This is a genomic window from Beduinella massiliensis (assembly GCF_900199405.1).
GTDB classification, from domain to species: Bacteria; Bacillota; Clostridia; order Christensenellales; family Aristaeellaceae; genus Beduinella; species Beduinella massiliensis.
The window spans coordinates 1,104,337-1,125,769 of the sequence record NZ_LT963430.1 but is presented as its reverse complement, the minus strand read 5'-3'; the positions used below and the strand labels follow the sequence as shown (position 1 = coordinate 1,125,769).

General features: G+C 61.7%; 13 protein-coding genes. 2 read left to right on the top strand and 11 right to left on the bottom strand.

From position 1 onward, the window contains the following. Nucleotides 1-199: 199 nt before the first annotated feature. Together C1725_RS05720 and C1725_RS05715 are read left to right on the top strand one after the other, a co-directional pair. Nucleotides 200-1,108, top strand: a complete 909-nt coding sequence (locus C1725_RS05720) for a TIM barrel protein (protein ID WP_102410700.1) — start codon at nt 200-202, stop codon at nt 1,106-1,108. 93 nt (nt 1,109-1,201) lie between these two features. Next, complete coding sequence (locus C1725_RS05715; protein ID WP_102410699.1) at nt 1,202-4,315, top strand: glycoside hydrolase family 38 N-terminal domain-containing protein; 3,114 nt, start codon at nt 1,202-1,204, stop codon at nt 4,313-4,315. A gap of 70 nt (nt 4,316-4,385) precedes the next feature. Here C1725_RS05715 and C1725_RS05710 read toward each other — a convergent pair whose 3' ends face one another. The 11 genes from C1725_RS05710 to C1725_RS05660 form a co-directional block, all read right to left on the bottom strand. Then, entirely contained in the window at nt 4,386-5,000 is a 615-nt protein-coding gene (locus C1725_RS05710) for a hypothetical protein (RefSeq protein WP_102410698.1), read from the bottom strand. Beyond that, nucleotides 5,000-7,111 (bottom strand): aldehyde ferredoxin oxidoreductase, encoded by a 2,112-nt coding sequence (locus C1725_RS05705; RefSeq protein ID WP_102410697.1) that lies wholly within the window; start codon nt 7,109-7,111, stop codon nt 5,000-5,002. Before C1725_RS05705 ends, C1725_RS05710 begins: the two co-directional genes overlap by 1 nt. A gap of 21 nt (nt 7,112-7,132) precedes the next feature. Beyond that, nucleotides 7,133-7,777, bottom strand: a complete 645-nt coding sequence (locus tag C1725_RS05700) for a ferredoxin-like protein (RefSeq protein WP_102410696.1) — start codon at nt 7,775-7,777, stop codon at nt 7,133-7,135. A 406-nt stretch (nt 7,778-8,183) separates the two neighbouring features. Further along, nucleotides 8,184-9,785, bottom strand: coding sequence for an ABC transporter substrate-binding protein (locus C1725_RS05695; RefSeq protein WP_102410695.1), 1,602 nt, complete (start codon nt 9,783-9,785; stop codon nt 8,184-8,186). Between the two features lie 51 nt (nt 9,786-9,836). Continuing rightward, nucleotides 9,837-10,805, bottom strand: coding sequence for an oligopeptide/dipeptide ABC transporter ATP-binding protein (locus C1725_RS05690; RefSeq protein WP_102410694.1), 969 nt, complete (start codon nt 10,803-10,805; stop codon nt 9,837-9,839). Continuing rightward, nucleotides 10,802-11,809 carry an oligopeptide/dipeptide ABC transporter ATP-binding protein gene (locus tag C1725_RS05685; protein ID WP_102410693.1) on the bottom strand — a complete coding sequence of 336 codons (1,008 nt, stop codon included), beginning with the start codon at nt 11,807-11,809 and terminating at the stop codon, nt 10,802-10,804. The genes C1725_RS05690 and C1725_RS05685 overlap by 4 nt, the downstream gene beginning before the upstream one ends. A 36-nt stretch (nt 11,810-11,845) precedes the next feature. Further along, complete coding sequence (locus tag C1725_RS05680) at nt 11,846-12,844, bottom strand: ABC transporter permease (RefSeq protein WP_346026388.1); 999 nt, start codon at nt 12,842-12,844, stop codon at nt 11,846-11,848. Nucleotides 12,845-12,875: 31 nt separating this feature from the next. After that, nucleotides 12,876-13,790: an ABC transporter permease subunit gene (locus C1725_RS05675; protein ID WP_102410692.1), complete on the bottom strand. Its 915-nt coding sequence runs from the start codon at nt 13,788-13,790 to the stop codon at nt 12,876-12,878. Nucleotides 13,791-14,325: 535 nt separating this feature from the next. Further along, nucleotides 14,326-17,889, bottom strand: coding sequence for a pyruvate:ferredoxin (flavodoxin) oxidoreductase (gene nifJ / locus C1725_RS05670; protein ID WP_102410691.1), 3,564 nt, complete (start codon nt 17,887-17,889; stop codon nt 14,326-14,328). A 599-nt stretch (nt 17,890-18,488) separates the two neighbouring features. Further along, on the bottom strand, nt 18,489-18,995 hold the full coding sequence (gene nrdG / locus C1725_RS05665) for an anaerobic ribonucleoside-triphosphate reductase activating protein (RefSeq protein WP_102410690.1): 507 nt from the start codon (nt 18,993-18,995) through the stop codon (nt 18,489-18,491). A gap of 73 nt (nt 18,996-19,068) precedes the next feature. Beyond that, nucleotides 19,069-21,381 (bottom strand): anaerobic ribonucleoside triphosphate reductase, encoded by a 2,313-nt coding sequence (locus C1725_RS05660; protein ID WP_102410689.1) that lies wholly within the window; start codon nt 21,379-21,381, stop codon nt 19,069-19,071. Nucleotides 21,382-21,433 lie beyond the last annotated feature (52 nt).

Genomic DNA, 21,433 nt, shown 5'->3' with positions numbered 1-21,433 from the left:
CGCCCCTTGAACGACGAGGCCCTGAACGGCCTGCCTAAAGCTATCGGGAACAGGCTCGCCTGTCCCCGATTTTCTTTTCACAGCCGCCTTTTTTCCGAAGGAAAACGCATAGAAAGAACGAACCTATTAAAGGATTCACGGTGCGTTTCACAAACAATCCGTACGCCCCCTTCCGTTTGAAGGGAGAGACACAGAAAGGATGATCGTTTTGGTACCGCATTATGACATTTCCCAGATTCGCATCGGCACCTGCCTGCCCGGCCCGTTCGCGGAGCAATGGGGGCCGCATATGGCGGACATCGGCTTTGAAACGCTGTCGGTAAACTTCCACATGGAGTATAACGGCGTAAACATCGAGGAGCAGGGACCGCGCATGAAGGCGATGGCCGAGGAAAAGGGCATCGAAATCACCACGCTTGGCTATTACTGCAACGCCATTCAGTACGAGGAGCACAAGAAGAACCTGGAACGCGCGATCGACGCGGCGCATCTCTACGGCGCGAAGACCGTCTCCACCTTCGCGGGCGCTTACGAGGGCAAGCCCGTGGACGAATCCTTCAAGAAGTTCGGCGAGGTCTTCCGCGATCTGGCCAAGCGCGCAGAGGATCGCGGCGTTCGCCTGGCGATCGAGAACTGCCCCATGGGCGGCACCTGGGACCGCCCGACCTGCAACATCGGATTTAACCCCCGCGCGTGGGAGCGCATGTTCGACGAGGTCAAGAGCGACGCGCTCGGCCTCGAGTGGGAGCCCGCGCACCAGATGATTCAGCTGATCGACCCTATCGCCCAGCTTCGCAAGTGGGTGAAGAAGGTCTACCACGTGCATGGTAAGGACGCGAGCGTCGACCGCCGCGCCGTCGCCGATTACGGCGTGCTGTGCGACACCGACTGGTACGCCCCCGAGCGCACGCCCGGCTTTGGCGACAGCGACTGGCGCGATATCATCTACATCCTGCACGTGGGCGGCTACGCCGGCGACATCTGCGTGGAGGGCTACCATGACCCGATCTACAAGAAGGATTGGGAGATGACCGCGCAGAAGCACTCGCTCGCTTATCTCAAATGGTGCCGCGGCGGCGACTTTACCCCGAATCCCTGGGAAAAGTAACGCATTACGGGGGGATTCCAGGGAACCTCAACCCTTTGAACGCCCCTGTGAATCCCCTTCCAACCCATATGACGGACGGAGGAATTACCCACCATGAAATACATGCACTCCGAATGGAAAGGACGCCTGAACCATTGGCTGGAAACGCTGCGCCAGGATCTTTACCTGCCGCTCGGCCCCATCGAGGTCGAATCCTTCCTCACGATGGATCACCTGACGCCTGAGGAAGCCGCCAAAGGCACCTTCTCCCCCATGCCCCACGGGACGAGGTGGGGCCATACCTACGAGTACTGCTGGATGCACAGCCGCATCACCCTGCCCGAAGAGGCGGCGGGCAAGCGCGTCCTCATGAACCTCACGACCGGCGGCGAGACGACCGTCTTCGTAGACGGGCGCTCCTTCGGCACCTACCGCGCCGACTGGGTATCGACCCCGCACCACTTCATGGTCGATAACTTTCTGACGCCCTGCGGTGAGGCGGGCCGCACCTATGACCTGCTGCTCGAAGCCTACGCGGGCCACTTCTGGCCGCAAAGCCCGCTCGGTGGCTGCGCGACCGGTCCCGTGCTCCCCGGCGCCTATCAGGATCCAAAGGTCGAGGGCCAGCGCGCGACGCTGGGCGACATGACCTACGGCATCTGGAACGAAGACGCCTATCAGCTCTACATGGACGTGGACACGCTCTATCAGCTCGTGGATCAGCTCGATCCCGAGAGCCTGCGCGCGGACAAGGTCGCGCACGCACTGGAGCAGTTTACGCTCATCGTGGACTTTGAGCAGCCGCTGGAAGGCCGCATTGCGAGCTATAAGGCCGCGCGCGAAGCGATTCGTCCCGCGCTTGAGGCGGAAAACGGTTCCACCGCGCCCGTCTTCTACGCGATCGGCAACGCGCACCTGGACCTCGCGTGGCTGTGGCCCATGGCCGAAACCCACCGCAAGACATCGCGCACATTCGCCGCGCAGCTTCGCCTGATTGAGGAATATCCGGAATACAAGTTCCTGCAAAGCCAGCCCGCCAGCTACGTGATGTGCCGCGAGCACTACCCGGAGCTCTACGCGCGCATCAAGGAGGCCATCAAGGGCGGCCAGTGGATCGCGGAGGGCGCGATGTGGGTCGAGCCCGACACCAACATGACCAGCGGCGAATCGCTCGTGCGCCAGGTGCTGCACGGCAAGCGCTTCTTCAAGGAAGAGTTCGGCATCGACAGCGTCATCCTGTGGCTGCCCGATACCTTCGGCTACTCCGCAGCGCTGCCGCAGATTCTGAAAAACTGCGGCGTCAAGTACCTCGTAACGCAGAAGATCTTCTGGTCCTACAACGAGGGCGACCAGTTCCCCTACCACTACTTCACCTGGCAGGGCGCGGACGGCTCCGAAATCGACACCTTCCTGCCCACCAGCTACACCTACCGCACCGATCCCAAGGAGCTGTGCGAAACTTGGGGCAAGCGCGTTCAAAAGCGCGGCCTCGATGCCTTCCTGCTGCCCTACGGCTACGGCGACGGCGGCGGCGGCCCCTGCCGCGACCACATCGAGTACGCCCTGCGCGAAAAGAATCTGGAGGGTATGCCCAAGGTTCGCATGGAGACGCCCACCAAGTTCTTCGAGGACATGGAAGCGGACGGCGGCCCGCAGCACACCTACGTAGGCGAGCTGTACTTCTCCGCGCACCGCGGCGTATTCACCTCTCAGGCGGCCATCAAGCGCGGCAACCGCAAGTGTGAAATCGCGCTGCGGGAGGCCGAGATGTGGGCGACCATGGCGATGCTGGCGGGCGGCGAATACCCGCTTGCGCGCATGGACGCCGCCTGGAAGCGCCTGCTGCTCAACCAGTTCCACGACATCCTGCCCGGCTCCTCCATCGCCCGCGTGTACGTCGAGGCGCGCAAGGATCACGCCTGGATACAGGAGGAAGCCGCGGCCGTGCAGCAGGACGCGCTCACCGCGCTTGCCAAGGGCGAAGGCGTAACCGTCTTCAACTCCCTGTCGTTCGCGCGCGAGGGCCTGGTCCGTCTGCCCGATGCCTTTGCAACCGGCGCGCAGACCGCCGATGGCGAAGCCGTGCCCGTCCAGAAGGACGCAGAGGGCGTTCTGGCGCTCGTTGCGGTGCCCGCCTGCGGCTGCGTATCTCTGCTGCCCGCGAAGGCTGAAAAGGCCGCGCAGGCCGTCACCGCGCAGCTCACGCAAGACGGCGCGGTTCTGGAAAACGAACAGGTACGCGCGGAGTTGAACGCGCGCGGCGAGGTCGTGTCCTTCGTGGACAAGCAGACCGGCCGCGAATTCGCCTCCGGCGCGATGAACCGCCTGCTCATGTACAAGGACGTGCCGCGCCTGTTCGACGCGTGGGACATCGACTCCAACTACATCCTCCAGCCCGTCGAAATCGACGAGCCGGTGACGCTGACGGTCAAGGAAGCGGGCGGCCTGCGAGCGGTGATTCACCTCGAGCGCAAGGTGCTCTCCTCCAGCTTTGCGCAGGACATCGTGCTGGATGCGGGCAGCCGCCGCCTGGACTTCGTGACGGACGTAGACTGGAACGAGCTGCATCGTCTGCTCAAGGTCGCGTTCCCGGTGGCCGTACAGGCGACGGAGGCGATCAACGAAATCCAGTTCGGCTACATGACGCACCCGACGCACCGTTCCCGTCTGTACGACAGCGACCGCTTCGAGGTCTGCAACCAGCGCTACAGCGCCCTGTGCGACCAGAGCCACGGCGCTGCGGTGCTCAACGACTGCAAGTACGGCATCAGCCAGAGCGGGAACGAGCTGCAGCTCACGCTGCTGCGCGCCGCAGCCTGCCCGGAGATGCGCGCTGACAACGGCAGGCACACCTTCACCTACTCCTTCACCGGCTGGGAGGGCAGCTTCCTGACTTCCCCGGTCGTGCAGGAGGCCTACGACCTGAACGTGCCCATGCAGGTGGCTGCGGGTACGTGCCCGGCCTTCAGCGCCTTCGTGCTGGACGAGCCGAACGTCTTCATCGACACCGTAAAGCCTGCCGAGGACGGCAGCGGCGACGTCATCGTCCGCCTGTACGAGGCCAAGAAGGCTGACACCTCCTGCGTGCTGGGCGTGAACATCCCCGCGGCGAAGGTCTGGGCCTGCGACATGCTGGAAAACAAGCAAAGCGAGCTCCCGCTGGAAAGCGGCTGCGTGAAGCTGCACTTTAACACGTTCGAGGTGAAGACCCTCAGGCTCTCGAAGTAATCCGGCGTGACGTACGCCGCGCAAACCCAACAAAAAAACGGCGCTCCCATGGGGAGTACCGTTTTTTTGATTACGGGTTTTCGTATTCCTCGACCTCGATGGATTCCAGCAGCGCGCGCGCGTAGCGCTCGCTTAGGTACTTCGAGGAGTAAAAGGCTTTGGCGCCATTCGAGGCCTGCACCACGCCGATGTCCTCGTACTCCTTCTCAAACGTCATGCGCGCGGCCGCGCCGAGCAGCTCGTCGCGCGTAAAGCGGAAGGGCGTATCCTCCAGCTTGGAAAACTGCGTGGGCCGGGGATACAGCTTGCAGTCAGAACGGGTGATGCTCGCGATGGTGTAGAGGAGATCCTTCTCCTGAATCATCGTGTCCAGCTCCGCGTAATGCCGGGTCATCAGAGTGGCCTCGTAGTAATACGTATCCTTTTTCCCCTGAATATCGGCGATGTTCTGCAGCTCCGCCGGCATTTCTTCGGTGCCCAGCTTGGCAAGAAGAGCGCTCATTTCTTCCTTGCCGACGCCTTCGGGCGGCTGAAGCAGAAGCTGCTTTTTCGCCGTGACCTGCGACTGTATGGTACGCGCGCGCAGGTGCTCATAAAGCGCCTGCGCGCCGTTTGTTCCCTCTTCCTGAGCGGGGGATTCCTCGGAAACCGCCTGTTCTTCGGAAGAGGACTGCTTTTCGTCCATTACGGAAGCAGATTGAGCGCAGCCAGATCGTCCGCCACGTCGCTAAGCTCGAACTTTTCAAGCGTCTCACGCGTAGGCGCGCCGGTCTTCGGATCCCAGCCAAACTGCTCGTAGAACATCGTCAGAGCGTTCTGCCAGTCCTCGCGCTCCAGCTTCACGGTGCCCTCGGTGAAGGGCTCAAAGTCCGGATCCATGTCGAAGATGAAGGAGGCCACCACGTCGTGGTTGTTGCGCATGTCGGTGGTGCCCGCCGTCTTGACGGTCATGGCGCGGTGCAGCTGGATGCAGCGCTCAACGGCGTGATCCAACGACTCCTCGGTCCAATTCTCGCCCGTGATGGCGCTCATGTACTGCGCCTCCACGCTCAGGTCACCCTTGTAGCCGCGCTCCTTGCGGGGCGAGAAGGTCATCGGCCATACCCAGTTGCACAGGGTAAAGCTGTCATGCAGCACCTGGCGCATGATGCCGAACTTGGCAAAGCGCGCCTTGTTCTCATTCATGGGCGTATACTTCTTGGGCGCATCCAGACAGCCCTCGCCGAAGATATCCTCGACGATGTTCTTCTGAATTTGATAGGGCAGGCCGGACCCGGTGATATTCACGATGGTATGGCACATGCCGTCGCGGTTGTAGATGACGTTCGTCAGCAGGCCGACCTGCGCCGCGCACTCGTTGCCATGGTGGCGCTTCGCGCCGATGACGCCCCACAGGCCGATCTCCTGAGAGTTCAGGTAGTCGTCGCCCAGGATGTCGTGGTACTTCTGATCGACGTAGTACGCGCCCTGCGCCAGGTTGTACATGGAATGGTTCGGATCGAGCAGGCAGGCCACGATGTCGTTGAGGAAGGTCAGGTCGCCCGTATCGCGCTTAGACCAATCGATCGCGTTAAACTCTTCCTCGGTGACGATCTGGCGAAGCAGCTTGTAGTCGTCCTTGAAGAAGTAGCCCAGCGTCGCGGCCAGTTCTCCGTAGTTGTCCCACAGGCCCATGTCGTCAGACAGGATCGCCGCGTAGACGTTGCCCATCAGCTTTCCGTCGCCCTCACGCTCCATGTCGGGCACGTTGCTGACCAGGCCCGCAAAGCCGCTGCCGCGGTTGCCCAGGCAGGTGTTGGCGTGGTTGCCCACGACGCCCGTCATCTCTTCCATCTTGGGCAGGTACAGCCCGCCGTAGCAGCGAATCGGGCACATCGTGCAGCCGGACATTTTCACCGTGTAGGGTTCGGCGATCGCGCCGTGATCCTTGACGGCCTTCTGGCAGCGATAGCCGACCAGCGTCGGCTGGCCGGGCGCGGATTCGCCGGTGTCGACGGGGCCGCCCTCCGCCGCGCCCCAGGTCAGGCCCGGATGGCCCGTCCAGCGGGTGGAGGAATTCTCGTATTCGGACCAGGACTGCGCGACGGTCGGCACCACGTGGTTGTTATTGGAGCCGATCAGATCGCTCATCACGTAGTTGTTCAGCTCAAGCACCTTCTTGGGCTCGGCGACCTGGATGCCCTTCGTGCCGTAGAAGGCGATGGCCTTGAGCTTCTTGGAGCCAAAGATCTTGCCCAGTCCGCCGCCGCCGCAGTGGCCGATGCCCGTCATGACGCAGGAGAGGTTCACCATCGCCTCGCCCGCCGGGCCGATGGATACGACGTTCGTCCCCTGCTCGGTCTCGGAGACGATCGTCGCGGTGGTGTCCTCCGTACCCTTGCCCCACAGGTGGGCAGCGTCGCGCACCTCGATCTTGTCGTCGTTCACGTAGATGTAGACGGGCTTGTCGCTCGCGCCTTCGATGATCACGGCGTCATAGCCGCAAACCTTCATCGCCACGGCGGTGTCGCCGCCCATGTGCGCGTCGACGATCGCGTTGTACTTGGTGAAGGGGGAAAGGGTCGAAATGGTCGTGCGGCCGCTGCACGGAGCGCTGGAGCCCGTGTTCGGGCCAACCGCAAAGACGATCTTGTTTTCAGGCGAGACGGGATCCGTACCGGCCGGAACCTCGTCGTAAATAATGCGGTTGGCCATGCCCTTGCCGCCGATATAAGCAAAGTATTTCTCGCTGCTTTCGATCGCGTAAGAACCGTCCGTCAGGTTCACGCGCAGCAGATTACCCATCCATCCGTTCATGAATTAAACCTCCTCTATCGATTACAGCGCAGCGGCTACGTCTTCCCACGGGATCATGCGCAGCGCGCTGGTCGGACACCCGGCGACGCAGGCGCCGCAGCTGATGCACTTGGTGGACTTTTTCTTTTCCACGTCGATGCGGGGCATGTGCCACGGGCAGGCTTCCACGCAGGCGCCGCAGCCCACGCACTTTTCCTCGTCGATGACGCGCGCACCGGTGTCGGGGTCCGCGGAAATCGCCTGCATCGGGCAGACCTTTACGCAGGCGGGGTCTGCGCACTGCTTGCAGGTGTCGGGCGCAAAGCCCCACGTGCCGAACACGCCGTCGCCGTGCTTGTAATCCTCGCCCGGGCCCTTTGCGCCAAAGTTGACGTTCTGGCGCACACGGATGCGGGCCATGTAGGGATGGATGTCTCCGTCATTGGCCAGGGTGCAGTTCGCCTCGCAGCGCTGGCAGCCCGTGCACTTTGCGCGGTTGGCAACCAGCAGGAAGTCCGGCGTGGCGATGGTTTCGACCATCCCCGCGTCCGCCTGCGCCTGCGTGCAGCCCAGCACGGAGAGCATGCTGCTGGAAAGAGCGACGCCAGCCAACCCCTTGCCGGAGAGCTTCAGGAACTGACGGCGGGTAAACGCGCGATCCAACAGTGTCTTCTTGTTTTCAGACATAACCTTGTTCCTCCTTACCGTATCTGGTCAACAAAAAACGCCCGAAAAACCCACTCCGCACGCTAACGCGGGGTCGCGATTTTTCAGGCTCCTTCGCAAAGGCAGGCAGGGGGATCGCTCCCCGCACCCAATGGCCTGTGAAGCCGCAGGGGTTTCGCAGGCTCGGAGCGTTTTATGTCCTGTTCATTATATCACGAAGTTCGTTTGGATTCAACGCATCTCCAATCGGTTATTCTCCACAAATGCACATTTTTCGCCTAATCATGCGATATACCCGGCGCATAATCCCTCCGTTTTCCGCATTGCTGTGCAATTCCTGTTCGATATTTGACAATCACCCCTGCCCGCTGCCGCCCGATATAAAAATCTCCGCACCCTTTCGGATGCGGAGATTCGAGAAAAGGACTTACTTCGTCACGACCACGTCGGTCAGGATCACCTTACCGTTCGCGTTGAAGCGTACGTTGGTGCAGACGCTGTCGCTGAACAGCGTCACGCTGTTGGCGTGATACAGCGGAATGATGCCGCAGTCGTCGAGTACCAGCGTCTTTTCCGCGTCGTGCAGCAGCTGCATGCGCTCCGCGCGGTCGATGGTCGTCAAAGACTTCGTGTACGCGGTGTCAAACGCCTCGGAACTGTAGCGGCCCGCGTTGATGAAGTTGCCCGTCACGAAGATCGAGAGCATGTTGCTCGCGTCCATGTAGTCGGCGCCCCACGCCTGCGGGGTGATGTCGAAGTCACCATTGTCGCGCAGGGTGGTCATCGTCGCCTTCTCGATGGGCGACAGGGTGACCGTCAGGCCCAGTTCCTCTTCCCAGGTCGCCTGCAGATACTCGAAGATCGTGGTGTAGTCCGCGCTGTTGTTGGCGTAGCTGCATTCGATAACCGGGAAGCCCGCGCCGTCCGGATAGCCGGCCTCCGCCAGCAGCGCCTTGGCCTGCTCCACGTCCGTGGCAAACAGGTCGCCGCCCTCGGAGCGGAAGTCCGCCTCATCCGTGCTGCCCGGGAAGCCCGAACCCACGTAAGAGACCGCAGGCGTCTTGGTGCCCAGCAGCAGGACGTTCGCGAGGAAGTCGCGGTCGATGACCAGCGAGAGCGCCTTGCGCACGCGCGGATCGCTCAGGCCATCCTTCTGGGTGTTGACCAGCAGGAAGTTGGTGGACAGCGCCGGGACGGAGTGATAGTAGCCGTCGGTCATCAGGCGCTCGGTTTCCTCGGAAGGATAGGTCATGATCATGTCCACCTCGCCGCTCTCCAGGAGCTGCAGGGTGGTGTTGCTGTCGTCGATCAGCTTGACGACCAGCTTGTCCAGCTTCACGCCGTCCTTGCCATAGTAGGTGGGGTTCTTTTCGAGCACGATCTCCTGATCCTCATCGCAGGCGGTCATGATCATCGGTCCATTGGTGATGGAGCGCGAAACGTCCCACGCCCAGTAGCCGGTGCCGTCCTCCACCACCATGTCCGCGCGGAGCGGGAAGAAGGTGGTGTAGCAGAGGATCGCGTCAAAGAACGTGCAGACGTCCTCGAGTTGAATCTCCAGCGTGTAGTCGTCCACGGCCTTCACGCCCAGCTCGGAAACGTCCATCTCCTTGTTGGCGATTTTAGTGCCGTTTTTGAGGAACTGGCCGTAGTCGAACATGTAGATGCTGGAAACCTCCGGGTTCACCAGGCGCTGCATGCTGTACACGTAGTCAGCCGCGGTGACCGGCTTGCCGTCGGACCAGACCGCGTCCTCGCGCAGGTGGTAGGTCCAGGTGAGGCCGTCTTCGGACTTGTCCACACTCGTGGCGCCCGCCAGCTCAAAGCCGGTCTCCGTCACGCGGTAGAGCCCCTCGTACATCTGGTTTTGCAGCAGCGCGCCGGTAGAGCCGGCATTCCAGTGGAGGTCCAGGTTGGGTTGGGTTTCCATGGCGAGGGTCAGCACGTTTTCGCCCTCCGCGAGCGCGGCCGCGGGCATCAGCGAAAACAGGAGCATGGCTGCCACGACGAGGCTGAGTAGTCTACGCATACGATTTCCTCCTGTAATTGTTTTTATTTTACGCGGCAACGCCGCATAAAATCAGTCGATCTGCGCGAAACGGTGACAAGCGACCTTGTGGCCGTCTCCCACGTCCTGCACCCTGGGCGCCTCCATGCGGCATTGCTCGGTCGCGTAGCGGCAGCGGGTGGAAAACACGCAGCCCGCGGGCGGGTTGATGGGACTCGGCACGTCGCCCTGCAAGATCTCGCGCTTTCTCGCGCGGCTCACCTTGGGATCGGGCACGGGAATCGCGCTGAGCAGCGCGCGGGTATAGGGATGCAGCGGGTGCGCGTACAGGTCCTCCGACCTGTTGATCTCCATCACGTGGCCCAGGTACATGACCACCACGTGCTGGGAGATGTGGCGCACTACGGAAAGATCGTGTGCGATGAACAGATACGCCATGCCGAGCTGCTGCTGCAGGTCCATCAGCATGTTGATGATCTGCGCCTGGATGGAGATGTCCAGCGCGGAGACGGGCTCGTCGAGCACCATGAACTCCGGCTTGATGACCATCGCGCGGGCGATGGAGATGCGCTGGCGCTGGCCGCCCGAAAACTCATGCGGGAATCGGGTGAGCTGCTCGCTGTTGAGCCCGACGAGGCGAATCTGCTCGTGAATGCGCTCGGAGCGCTCCTTTCGGTTCATCTTGGGGAACTGAATGTCCAGCGGCTCCCCCACGATGTCCCCCACGCTCATGCGCGGGTCGAGCGAGGAATAGGGATCCTGAAACACCATCTGCATGCGGCTGCGGTAAGGCGCCATGTCGCAGGTCGTGATGTCGTCGCTGTCAAAGAAAATTTTACCGCCGCTCGGGTCATGAAAGCGCATGATCGTGCGTCCAATGGTGGACTTGCCGCAGCCCGACTCGCCCACCAGACCCACGGTTTCCCCCTTGAGGACGTGCAGGCTGACGCCGTCCACCGCCTTGACGAACTGCGTCCTGCCGCCCTCCTTGACTTCAAAGTACGTCTTCAAGTCCTGAAGCTCGAGGATGGCATCGCTCACAGGGCCTCCCTCCTCTCTTCCGTCTTCGCCAGCGCCGACAGCCAGCAGCGGGAGACGTGCCCCGCGCCCACGTCGAACAGCTCCGGCCGCCGCGTCAGGCAAAGCTTCATGCACTTGTCACAGCGCGACGCGAAAGCGCAGCCCGCGGGCAGCATCATCAGATCCACTGGCGAGCCTGTGATGGGCTCAAGCCGCTTCATGCCCATGTTCTGCGCGGCCTCCGGCAGACAGCGCAGCAGCCCTTGCGTGTAAGGGTGCGCCGTCTCGTAAAACAGGTCGTCCACGGGCGCGGACTCCATCACCTGACTGCCGTACATCACGTTGACGCGGTCGCAAAGGTCCGAGACGATGCCGAGGTCGTGCGTAATCATGATGATGGCCGTCTTGACCTCTTTTTGCAGGTCGCGCATGAGCTCCAGAATCTGCGCCTGTATGGTCACGTCCAGCGCCGTGGTCGGCTCGTCCGCAATCAGGATCGAGGGGTTGCAGGCGAGCGCCATGGCAATCATCACGCGTTGGCGCATGCCGCCGGAAAATTCGTGCGGATACTGCTTGACGCGGGTAGCGGGCTGCGGAATGCTGACCATGTCGAGCAGCTCGATCGCGCGTCTGCGCGCGTCCTCCCCCTTGAGCCCCATGTGCAGCGTCAGCGTCTCTTCCAGCTGGTTGCCCACCGTGTACAGCGGATTCAGGGAGGTCATAGGATCCTGAAAGATCATGGCGATGTCCTTGCCCCGAATTTTGTTGAACTCCTTGGTTCTGATCTTCATGATGTCGCGGCCCTTGAGCCGGATGGTGCCCGTCACGCGCGCGGTATCGGGCAAAAGGCGCATGATGGCGTTCGCCGTTACCGACTTGCCGGAGCCGGACTCGCCCACAATGCCGAGGATTTCTCCCTCGCGAAGCGTAAAAGATACATGGCTGACCGCGTGCACGATGCCCGAGGGCGTATGGAACTCCACGCTCATGTCCTCCACCTGAAGGAGATATTCGGAATCTCGCATATCTGCATCCTCCTGTTCTATGGCGTTTTCCGGTGATCACTTGCGCATCCGCGGGTCCAGCGCGTCGCGCAGGGCGTCGCCCAGCACGTTAAAGCACAGGATGATGAGGCTGATGAGCACGGCGGGATATACCATGTTCATGGGATAGCTGATGATGCCGTTGAGCGCATCGTTCGCCATGGAACCCAGCGAGGGAACCGGCGCGGAGACGCCCAGACCGATGAAGCTCAGGAAGGATTCGGTCATGATCGCGCTGGGCACCACGCCCGTGGCGCTGATGATGATGACGCCGATGGAATTGGGCAGCAGATGCTTGGCGATGACCCACCTGGACCTCGCGCCCATGGCCTCGGCCGCGAGCACGTATTCCTGCGTACGGTTCATCAACAGCGCGCCGCGAACCGAACGCGCCATGCCCAGCCAATTAAAGAGGGCCAATACGATGAAGATCGAGATAAGCCCCGAACCCAGCGAAGCCAGCGCGACGAATTTGCCGCTGCCCAGCATGGCCTTGAGGGGGTCGCGCATCACGACGGAAAGCAGGATGATGATGAGCATGGAAGGAATCGTCATCATCAGGTCGACGAAGCGCATCATCAAGTTGTCGCACCAGCCGCCCACGTAGGCCGCGATGCCGCCGTAAGTGATGCCGATCAGGCAGACCAGCAGCATCGTCACCACGCCGACGAGCAAGGAGATGCGCGTGCCGTACATGACGCGCACGAAGATGTCGCGCCCCAGCTTATCCGTGCCGAGGGGATGGGAAAAGGAAGGGCCCTGGCGCACGTCGCGAGACTGCGCTTTGTAGGTATAGGGCGAGACAATGGGGCCGAACACGGCGAGCAGCACGATGACGATCAGCAAAAACAGCATGAACATCGCCAGCTTGTTGCGCGCGAAGCGGCGCATCGCGTCCTTCCAGTAGGAGACGGACGGGCGCATCTGGTCGATGGATTCCTTCTCCTCCGCGGTCGCGGGCTGAATCTCCTCTGCGGAGATGTTGTACTTCTTCATCATTTCCGGGTTTAGTTGCATATCGCTTGCATCTCCTCTCTTGCGCGGGCGCTTACATCTTGATGCGGGGATCGATGACACCGTAAAGCAGGTCCACCACGTAGTTGCAGGCGATCAGCAGCGCCGCGAAAAAGATCGTGGTGCCCATGATGAGCGGATAATCGCGCGCGGTGATCGAGGAGATGAAGTACTTGCCGATGCCGTTGATCGCGAACACCTTCTCCACCACGAACGAACCGGTCAGGATGCCCGCGATGATCGGCCCCAGCGCGGTGACCACGGGGATGATGGCGTTGCGCAGCGCGTGCTTGAACATGATCTTGAACGTCGACAGGCCCTTGGCGCGCGCAGTCTTGATGTAATCCTGCCCGATGACGTCCAGCATGGTCGTGCGCGTCAGGCGGCCGAGGTTGAACATCGGGTAGATCGCCATGCCGAAGACGGGCATGATGTAGGACTTCCACCCCTCCAGATACGCCAGAGGCAGCAGCTTGAGCCAGACGCCGAAGATCAGCATCAGCGCGATCGTCATGATGAAGCTGGGCACCGACACGAACAGGGACGAGGTGAAGATGAAGATGCGGTCGAAGACGGAGCCGTGCTTCATCGACGCCAGCACACCCAGCGGAATGCCCAGCAGCACCGCGATGAGCAGGGCGATCAGCCCGATCCGGCAGGAGAGCGGGAAGTGGCTGGCGATGACAGAGGTGACCGACTCGCCCGACTTCACCACCATGGAAAAGCCCATGTCCCCAACGAAAAGATCCCGCAGGTAATGGACGTACTGCGTCAGCAGCGGCTGGTCGTAGCCGTACTTGGCGAGCAGGCGGGCCGTGATCTCCGGGTTGACGTTTTCACCCAGAAACGGACCGCCAGGCACCGTCTGCATCAGGAAAAATGTGAGCGTGATGACGAGGAACAACGTCACCAGCGAGGTAATGAGGCGCCGTAAGGCGTATCGGAGCATAACCCATCCCACCTTCTGTCTGAAATATAAAAGCTGGCCGAACGCCCGCGCACGCGGTCGTTCGGGCTTCTTTTTATCCTTTTCGGCGCGCCTTGCGCTGCTGCCTTGAATGGGATACGATTTGAGCCTCTCGCTCCGTCGGAACCATTGGGCGTATCCATTGCGCCTGTTGCTTCCGGCGGTGCTTTCTTTATGGATGGCAAAAAACGTATATTTTTTATGTCCTGATGTTTTTCTGCGCGAACTTCCGTTTGAATCCCGGGAGCGGGCCAGTCCCGCTTGAGGCGGTTCTCAGTTCTGATTCAAATGCTTTTCTACATTCTAACGAAAAGTCATCAAAAAATCAATGCAATTCGTCCACATAAGTTGATAAAAAGCAAAATTCATCGTAAAAGTTGCACATTTTGGGCTCATTTTGCGCTTGGGCACCCCATTGTATCCCATTTTTATCCTTTCTGAGCAGGCCGTCCGTCCAAAACGAAAAAGGCACAGAACGCTCGGTTCTGTGCCTTTTTCGTTTCAGCGCGCGTGTCGATTACTCGCCCGCGAGCTTCTTGTACATCGCCAGACGCTGTGCAGCGTCCTTCTCGTTCTGCTCGAACAGAGCTTCCGCCTTGTCCGGGAACAGCTTGGCCAGGGAGGCGTAGCGCACCTCGCCCTTCAGGAAGTCCTGATAGGACTCCGTCGGGTCCTTGCTGTCCACGGTCATCGGGTTCTTGCCCTCTTCCGCCAGAGCGGGGTTGTAGCGGTACAGCGGCCAGTAGCCGGCCTTGACCGCCTTCTTGATTTCCTCCTGCGCATGGCCCATGTTGATGCCATGGTTGATGCAGGGCGCGTAGGCGATGACCAGGGACGGGCCATGATAGGCTTCCGCCTCGTTCAGCGCCTTGACCAGCTGCGCCGGGTCCGCGCTCATGGCGACGGTCGCGACGTAGACATAGCCGTAGGACATGGCCATCATGCCCAGGTCCTTCTTACGGGTCTTCTTGCCGGACGCCGCGAACTTCGCGATCGAGCCGGTCGGCGTGGACTTGGAGGACTGTCCGCCGGTGTTGGAGTACACCTCGGTGTCCAGCACGAGGATGTTGACGTCCTCGCCCTGCGCCAGCACGTGATCGACTCCGCCGTATCCGATGTCGTAAGCCCAGCCGTCGCCGCCGAAGATCCACTGGCTCTTCTTGGTCAGCATGTCGGCGCTGTCGATGACCTCGCGCGCCAGCTTGCAGGCGTCGCAGTCGCAGATCTTGCCGTTCTCGATCCACTTGGCCTCATACTCGGTGCCGGTCAGGTCGATGCCGGCCTTGCAGGCCGCCAGCAGCTTGTCGCCGGCCTTGCGGGAGCCTTCGGCGTCGTCCATGTTCTCCAGCCACTCGGCGCCCGCTTCCTTGATGTCGGCGGCGCACCACTCGACGGCGATCAGCTTGCGGACGGTATCCGCCAGCTTCGCGCGGCGCTGGTTGGTGGCGAGGTTCATGCCAAAGCCGAACTCGGCGTTGTCCTCAAAGAGGCTGTTCGCCCAGGCCGGGCCCTGGCCCTTGTCGTTCACGGTGTAGGGGCAGGTCGGAGCGCTGCCGCCGTAGATGGAGGAGCAGCCCGTGGCGTTGGCGATCAGCATGCGGTCGCCGAACAGCTGGGTCACCAGCTTGACGTACGGCGTCTCGCCGCAGCCCGCGCACGCGCCGGAGAACTCGAATAGGGGCTTGAGGAACTGGCTGCCCTTGACGGTCTTCTTGTTGACGCTCGCCGGATCCACTTCGGGCAGCGTCTGCGCGAACTCCCAATTCGCCTCTTCCGCGATCTGGGTGTGCAGCGGCACCATTTCAAGCGCCTTTTCCTTGGCCGGGCAAACGTCCACGCAGTTGCCGCAGCCGGTGCAGTCCATCGGGGAAATCTGAATGCGGAAGAGCTTGCCTGCGAATTCCTTGCCGATCGCCTTCTTGGCGGCGAAGGAGTCGGGGCGCTCGGCGTTCTCGTCCACCAGGTACGGACGGATGACGGCGTGCGGGCAGACCAGCGAGCACTGGTTGCACTGGATGCACTTGTCGATGTTCCACTTCGGAACCTTCACGGCGATGCCGCGCTTCTCGTACTTGGTCGTACCGGTCGGTACGACGCCAGCCGGGTTGAACGCGGAGACGGGTAGCTTGTCGCCCTCCTGCGCGAGGATCGGAGCGATGACTTCGTCGAAGTGCTGCGTCGTGTTCTTGATCTTGATGGCCTCGGCACCGGTCGCGGCGTTCGCCCACTCGGCGGGCACCTTGACTTCCTTCAGGCCCGAGATCGCGATGTCGATCGCGTCCCAGTTCTTCTGGACGATCGCGTCGCCCTTCTTGCCGTAGGTCTTCTTGGCGTACTGCTTCATGTACTTGTCGGCGTCCTCGTAGGGGATGACGTCGGCCAGCTTGAAGAACGCGGCCTGCATGATCGTGTTGATGCGGTTGCCCATGCCCACCTTCGCGGCCAGGTCGATCGCGTCGATCGTGTAAAGCTTGATGTTCTTCTTGGCGAGCAGCTGCTTCATGGAAGCGGGCAGCTCGGCGTCGAGCTCCTCCGCGGACCACGGGCAGTTGAGCAGGAACGTGCCGCCGTCCTTCAGGGAGGACACCATGTCGTACTTCGTCACGTAGGACGGGTTATGGCAGGCGGTGAAGTCCGCAGCGTCGATGAGGTACGGGGACTGAATCGGCTTCTTGCCAAAGCGCAGATGGGAAACCGTCAGGCCGCCCGACTTCTTGGAGTCGTATGCGAAATACGCCTGCGCGTACAGATCGGTGTGGTCGCCGATGATCTTGATGGAGTTCTTGTTCGCGCCGACGGTGCCGTCAGAACCCAGGCCGTAGAACTTGCAGCAGATGGAGCCTTCCGGCGCCGCGTTGAACTGCTCGCCCACCGGCAGGGAGGTGCCCGTCACGTCGTCCACGATGCCGACGGTGAAGTGGTTCTTGCACTCGCCGGACAGGTTGTCGAAGACCGCCTTGACATGGGTCGGCGTGAACTCCTTGGAGCCCAGGCCGTAACGGCCGCCGACGACTTCGATGTCCTTCTTGCCCGCCTCGGCCAGCGCGGCGCACACGTCCAGGTAGAGCGGCTCGCCCAGGGAGCCGGACTCCTTCGTGCGGTCCAGCACGGCGATCTTCTTACAGGTCGCGGGGATCGCCTTCACGAAGTGCTCGACGGAGAACGGACGGTAGAGGTGAACCTTGATGAGGCCGACCTTCTGGCCCATGGAGCACAGCTTGGTGACCGCCTCGTCCGCGACGTCGCAGCCGGAGCCCATCGCCACGGTGACGTACTCCGCGTCGGGCGCGCCCACATAGTCGAACAGGTTGTAATGACGGCCGGTCAGTTCGCCGACCTGCTTCATGACTTCCTCGACGATGGCGGGGGTGGCGTTGTAGTACTTGTTCGCAGCCTCACGGCCCTGGAAGTAGATGTCGGGGTTCTGCGCGGTGCCCGCCTGATGCGGATGCTCCGGATTCAGCGCGCGGGCGCGGAACTCGGCCACCTTGTCCCACGGCATGAGCTTCGCCATCTCGTCGTAGTCGATTCCGTCGATCTTCTGGATCTCGTGAGAGGTGCGGAAGCCGTCGAAGAAGTGCAGGAACGGCACGGAGGACTTCAGCGTGGCCACGTGCGCGACCAGCGCCATGTCCATAGCCTCCTGAACGGAGTTGGACGCAAGCATCGCAAAACCGGTCTGGCGGCAGCTCATGACGTCGCTGTGATCGCCGAAGATGGACAGCGCATGGTAAGCCAACGCGCGCGCGCTCACGTGGAACACGGCCGGCAGCAGCTCACCGGAGATCTTGTACATATTCGGGATCATCAGCAGCAGGCCCTGGGACGCGGTAAACGTCGTCGTCAGCGCGCCAGCCGCCAAAGAGCCGTGAACAGCGCCCGCGGCGCCCGCCTCAGACTGCATCTCCGCCACGTGGACGGTCTGCCCGAAGAGGTTTTCGCGATCGTGCGCCGCCCACTCATCCGCAACTTCCGCCATAGGGGAAGAAGGGGTAATCGGGTAGATCGCTGCCACGTCGCTGAACGCATAAGCGACATGGCTGACGGCGGTATTGCCGTCAACGGTCATTTTTGTGGCCATGGGAATTACCTCCTTATGTAAGTCAAGGATACGCAACTTGGCAGGGGTATACGTCTCCGCATACCCTCATCGGTTATATTATAAGGGTGTAAAAAAGCCCTGTCAACCGATTCCGGGGAGAATCCTCCTTCTATTTGTCTTTTTTTAAGCAAAATCTTTTAGCGCGTCAGATATATTTCATAAAGCTGCGGGAAAGCGGCTGAGGACGCTGTGCCCCCGCTGCGCCCAGCGTTTCCCCTCATTTCCGCAAGCCTCGGCGCTGCCGCAAAAAACGCGCAAAAAAAGACGGAGCATTTTCTCCGTCCCCGGCCATCGGCAAAGCTGATGGCCTCGTGCAAAATGAATGACCATTTCGCACGAATGCCACGGGAGGTTTTTCTCCGCAAATGCTGCGCATTTGCGTGCAGCGAGCGAAGCGAGTAGGGCCGAGGACAGCGCGAAGCGCTCCGCAGACCCGTACCCTGCGTCCGAAGGGGGCAGGGCGCAGCAGGCAAAGCCGGTCGATACGATTCCATAGGAAGGGGAAGTCTCCCCTTCATGCATCCCTTCCCGCATAACGGTGCTTTGTCGATGATCTGAGATTCCCCGTTCTTTTTTCTTTACCACGCCGGCGGCTCCCAGCGAACCGCCTCGCCCGTCGTCAGGCTCTTCCTTACGTCGATCAGCCGCTGGTTGCGGCTGCCGCAAAAGCGCAGCTCCAGCGAACGCTCCCGGAGGATGAACGGCCCGTCCACGAGCACGTCCGTCTCCGAAAGCAGCGCCATCCGGTCCGGGTCGCCCTCCGCGAGCAGCTTTTCAAAGACGTACCCCGTATACGTCCACACGTTCTTGCCCAGCGCGTGCGCGGCGCGCGCGATTTCATGGCAGGCGGCCGCCTGCAAAAAGGGCTCGCCGCCCGAAAGGGTGAGCCCCGATTCCAGCGGGTTTTCGCGCAGCCCGGCTATGATCTTTTCCGTATCCACGACGCGCCCGCCCGCCGGGTCGTGCGTCTCCGGATTGTGGCACCCGGCGCAGCCGTGCGGGCAGCCCTGGGTGAACACGGTCAGGCGGATGCCCGGCCCGTCCACGATCGAATCGGACGTGGTACCCGCGATGCGAATCTCCATGCAGCATTCCCCCTCTAATCCGTCCAGCCAAACGCGAGGGGCGAAGGCCTGCGCCCCCGCCCCCTGCGAATCCTCAAATGCCGTGCTTTACGCGGTCGCGTTCCTCGGCGCGCTTGCCGTTGTTGAAGCGCTCCAGCGTGCCCACCAGGTAACCCGTGATGCGGCGGATGCGTTCAAAGTGCACCTCTTCCTCCGCGCGGCCGCAGCAGGGGCAGGTATCGCCGATGATGCCGTTAAAGCCGCAGACCGGATCGCGGTCTATCGGGTGGTTGATCGAGCCGTAGCCGATGCCCGCGTCGTGCATACAGCGCACGACCGCCTCGAAGGCGTCCAGGTTCTGCGTGGGGTCGCCGTCCATCTCGACGTAGCTGATATGGCCCGCGTTGGTGAGCTCGTGATAGGGCGCTTCCAGGCGGATCTTGTCAAAGGCGCTGATCGGGTAGTAAACCGGAATGTGGAAGCTGTTGGTGTAGTATTCGCGGTCCGTGACGCCGGGGATGGAGCCGTAGCGCTCGCGGTCCATCTTGACGAAGCGGCCGGAAAGCCCCTCCGCGGGGGTGGCGATCAGGGTGTAATTCATGTGGGTCTTCTGGCTCTCGTCGTCCATGCGCCTGCGCATGTGGCCGATGATTTCAAGGCCCAGGTTCTGCGCCGCCATGCTCTCGCCGTGGTGCTTGCCCAGCAGCGCCTTGAGCGTCTCCGCCAGACCAATAAAGCCGATAGAAAGGGTGCCGTGCTTCAAAACCTCGCGCACCTCGTCGTCCCAGCCGAGCTTTTCGCTGTCCATCCAGACGTGTTCGCCCATCAGGAAAGGAAAGTTCTTCACGCGCTTGCGCGCCTGAATCTCAAAGCGCTCGTTGAGCTGGCCGATCACCAGGTCGATGCGCTCGTCCAGCAGCTTGAAGAAGCGCTCGACGTCCCCGTGCGTCTCGATCGCCAGGCGCGGCAGGTTGATCGATGTGAACGACAGGTTGCCGCGGCGGTTGCACACCTCACGCGTCGGGTCGTAGACGTTGCCGATCACGCGCGTGCGGCAGCCCATGTAGGCGATTTCCGTCTCCGGATGGCCGGGCTTGTAATATTTGAGGTTGAAGGGCGCGTCCACAAACGAAAAATTCGGGAACAGCCGCTTGGCGCTCGTCTTGATCGCCTGGCGGTACAGGTCGTAGTTGGGCTCGCCAGGGTTGTAGTTGACGCCCTCCTTCACGCGGAAGATCTGGATCGGGAAGATCGGCGTCTCGCCGCCGCCCAGGCCGTTTTCCGTCGCGGTCAGCAGATTTCGGATGGCCATGCGCGCCTCTGGGGACGTATCCATGCCGTAGTTGATGGAGGAGAAGGGCGTCTGCGCGCCCGCGCGGGAATGCATGGTGTTCAGGTTATGGATGAACGCCTCCATCGCCTGGAAGGTGCGGCGGTCGGTATCCTCCCATGCGCGGTGCTGCGCGAAGTCCGCGATGCGGCGGGCGGTCGCCTCGTCGGTCTTCTGCAGCAGCAGCGCGTGCTCCGCCGTGTCGTACGCCTCCGTGCGCTCCAGGGTGGGCTCAAGCCCCTGCTCCTTGAGCGCCTTCAGCATCGCGCGCGCGGTGTCGTCCCCGTTCGCGTCGTCCGCGAGCAGCTCCAGCGCGCCGGACAGGCGCGCGCGGTAGGTCTTGACGAACGTCTTGTGGACGCCCGGCGCCATGCCGTAATCGAAGTTGACGATCGACTGGCCGCCGTGCTGGTCGTTCTGATTGGACTGGATCGCGATGCAGGCGAGCGCGGAATAGCTCTGAATGTCCTGCGGCTCGCGCAGGACGCCGTGTCCGGTGGAGAAGCCGCCCTTGAACAGCTCGACGATGTCGATCTGCGTGCAGGTGGTCGTCAGCGTCAGAAAGTCCAGATCGTGGATGTGGATGTCGCCCTCGCGGTGCGCCTTCGCGTGCTCGGGGTTGAGCACGTACATGTCGTAGAACATCTTCGCGCCTTCGGAGCCGTACTTGAGCATCGTACCCATCGCGGTGTCGCCGTTGACGTTCGCGTTTTCGCGCTTGATGTCCGACTCCGAGGCGTCCTTAAACGTGATGTCCTCGAAGATCTTCATCAGGCGCGTGTTCATTTCGCGCGCGCGGCTGCGCTCCGCGCGGTAGAGGATGTACGCCTTGGCCGTTCGCACGTAGCCGTTTTCGATCAGCTTCTTTTCGACCATGTCCTGTACGTCCTCTACGGTCGGCACGTCGATGTCCTCGTCGCGGTCGAGCTCCGCGACGACCTGGCGCGTCAATTCCTGCGCCGTATCGCGCCCTTTCGCGCTCCCCGTCGCCGCAAACGCCTTCAGGATCGCATCCTCGATCTTCTCCGCTTCAAAAGGAACCTGCCGCCCGTCGCGCTTCTTGATGGTATCCGTCATTGCCCGCATCCTCCTTATGGTCTATCCCCCAGTGCCCGATAGCACAATTTGT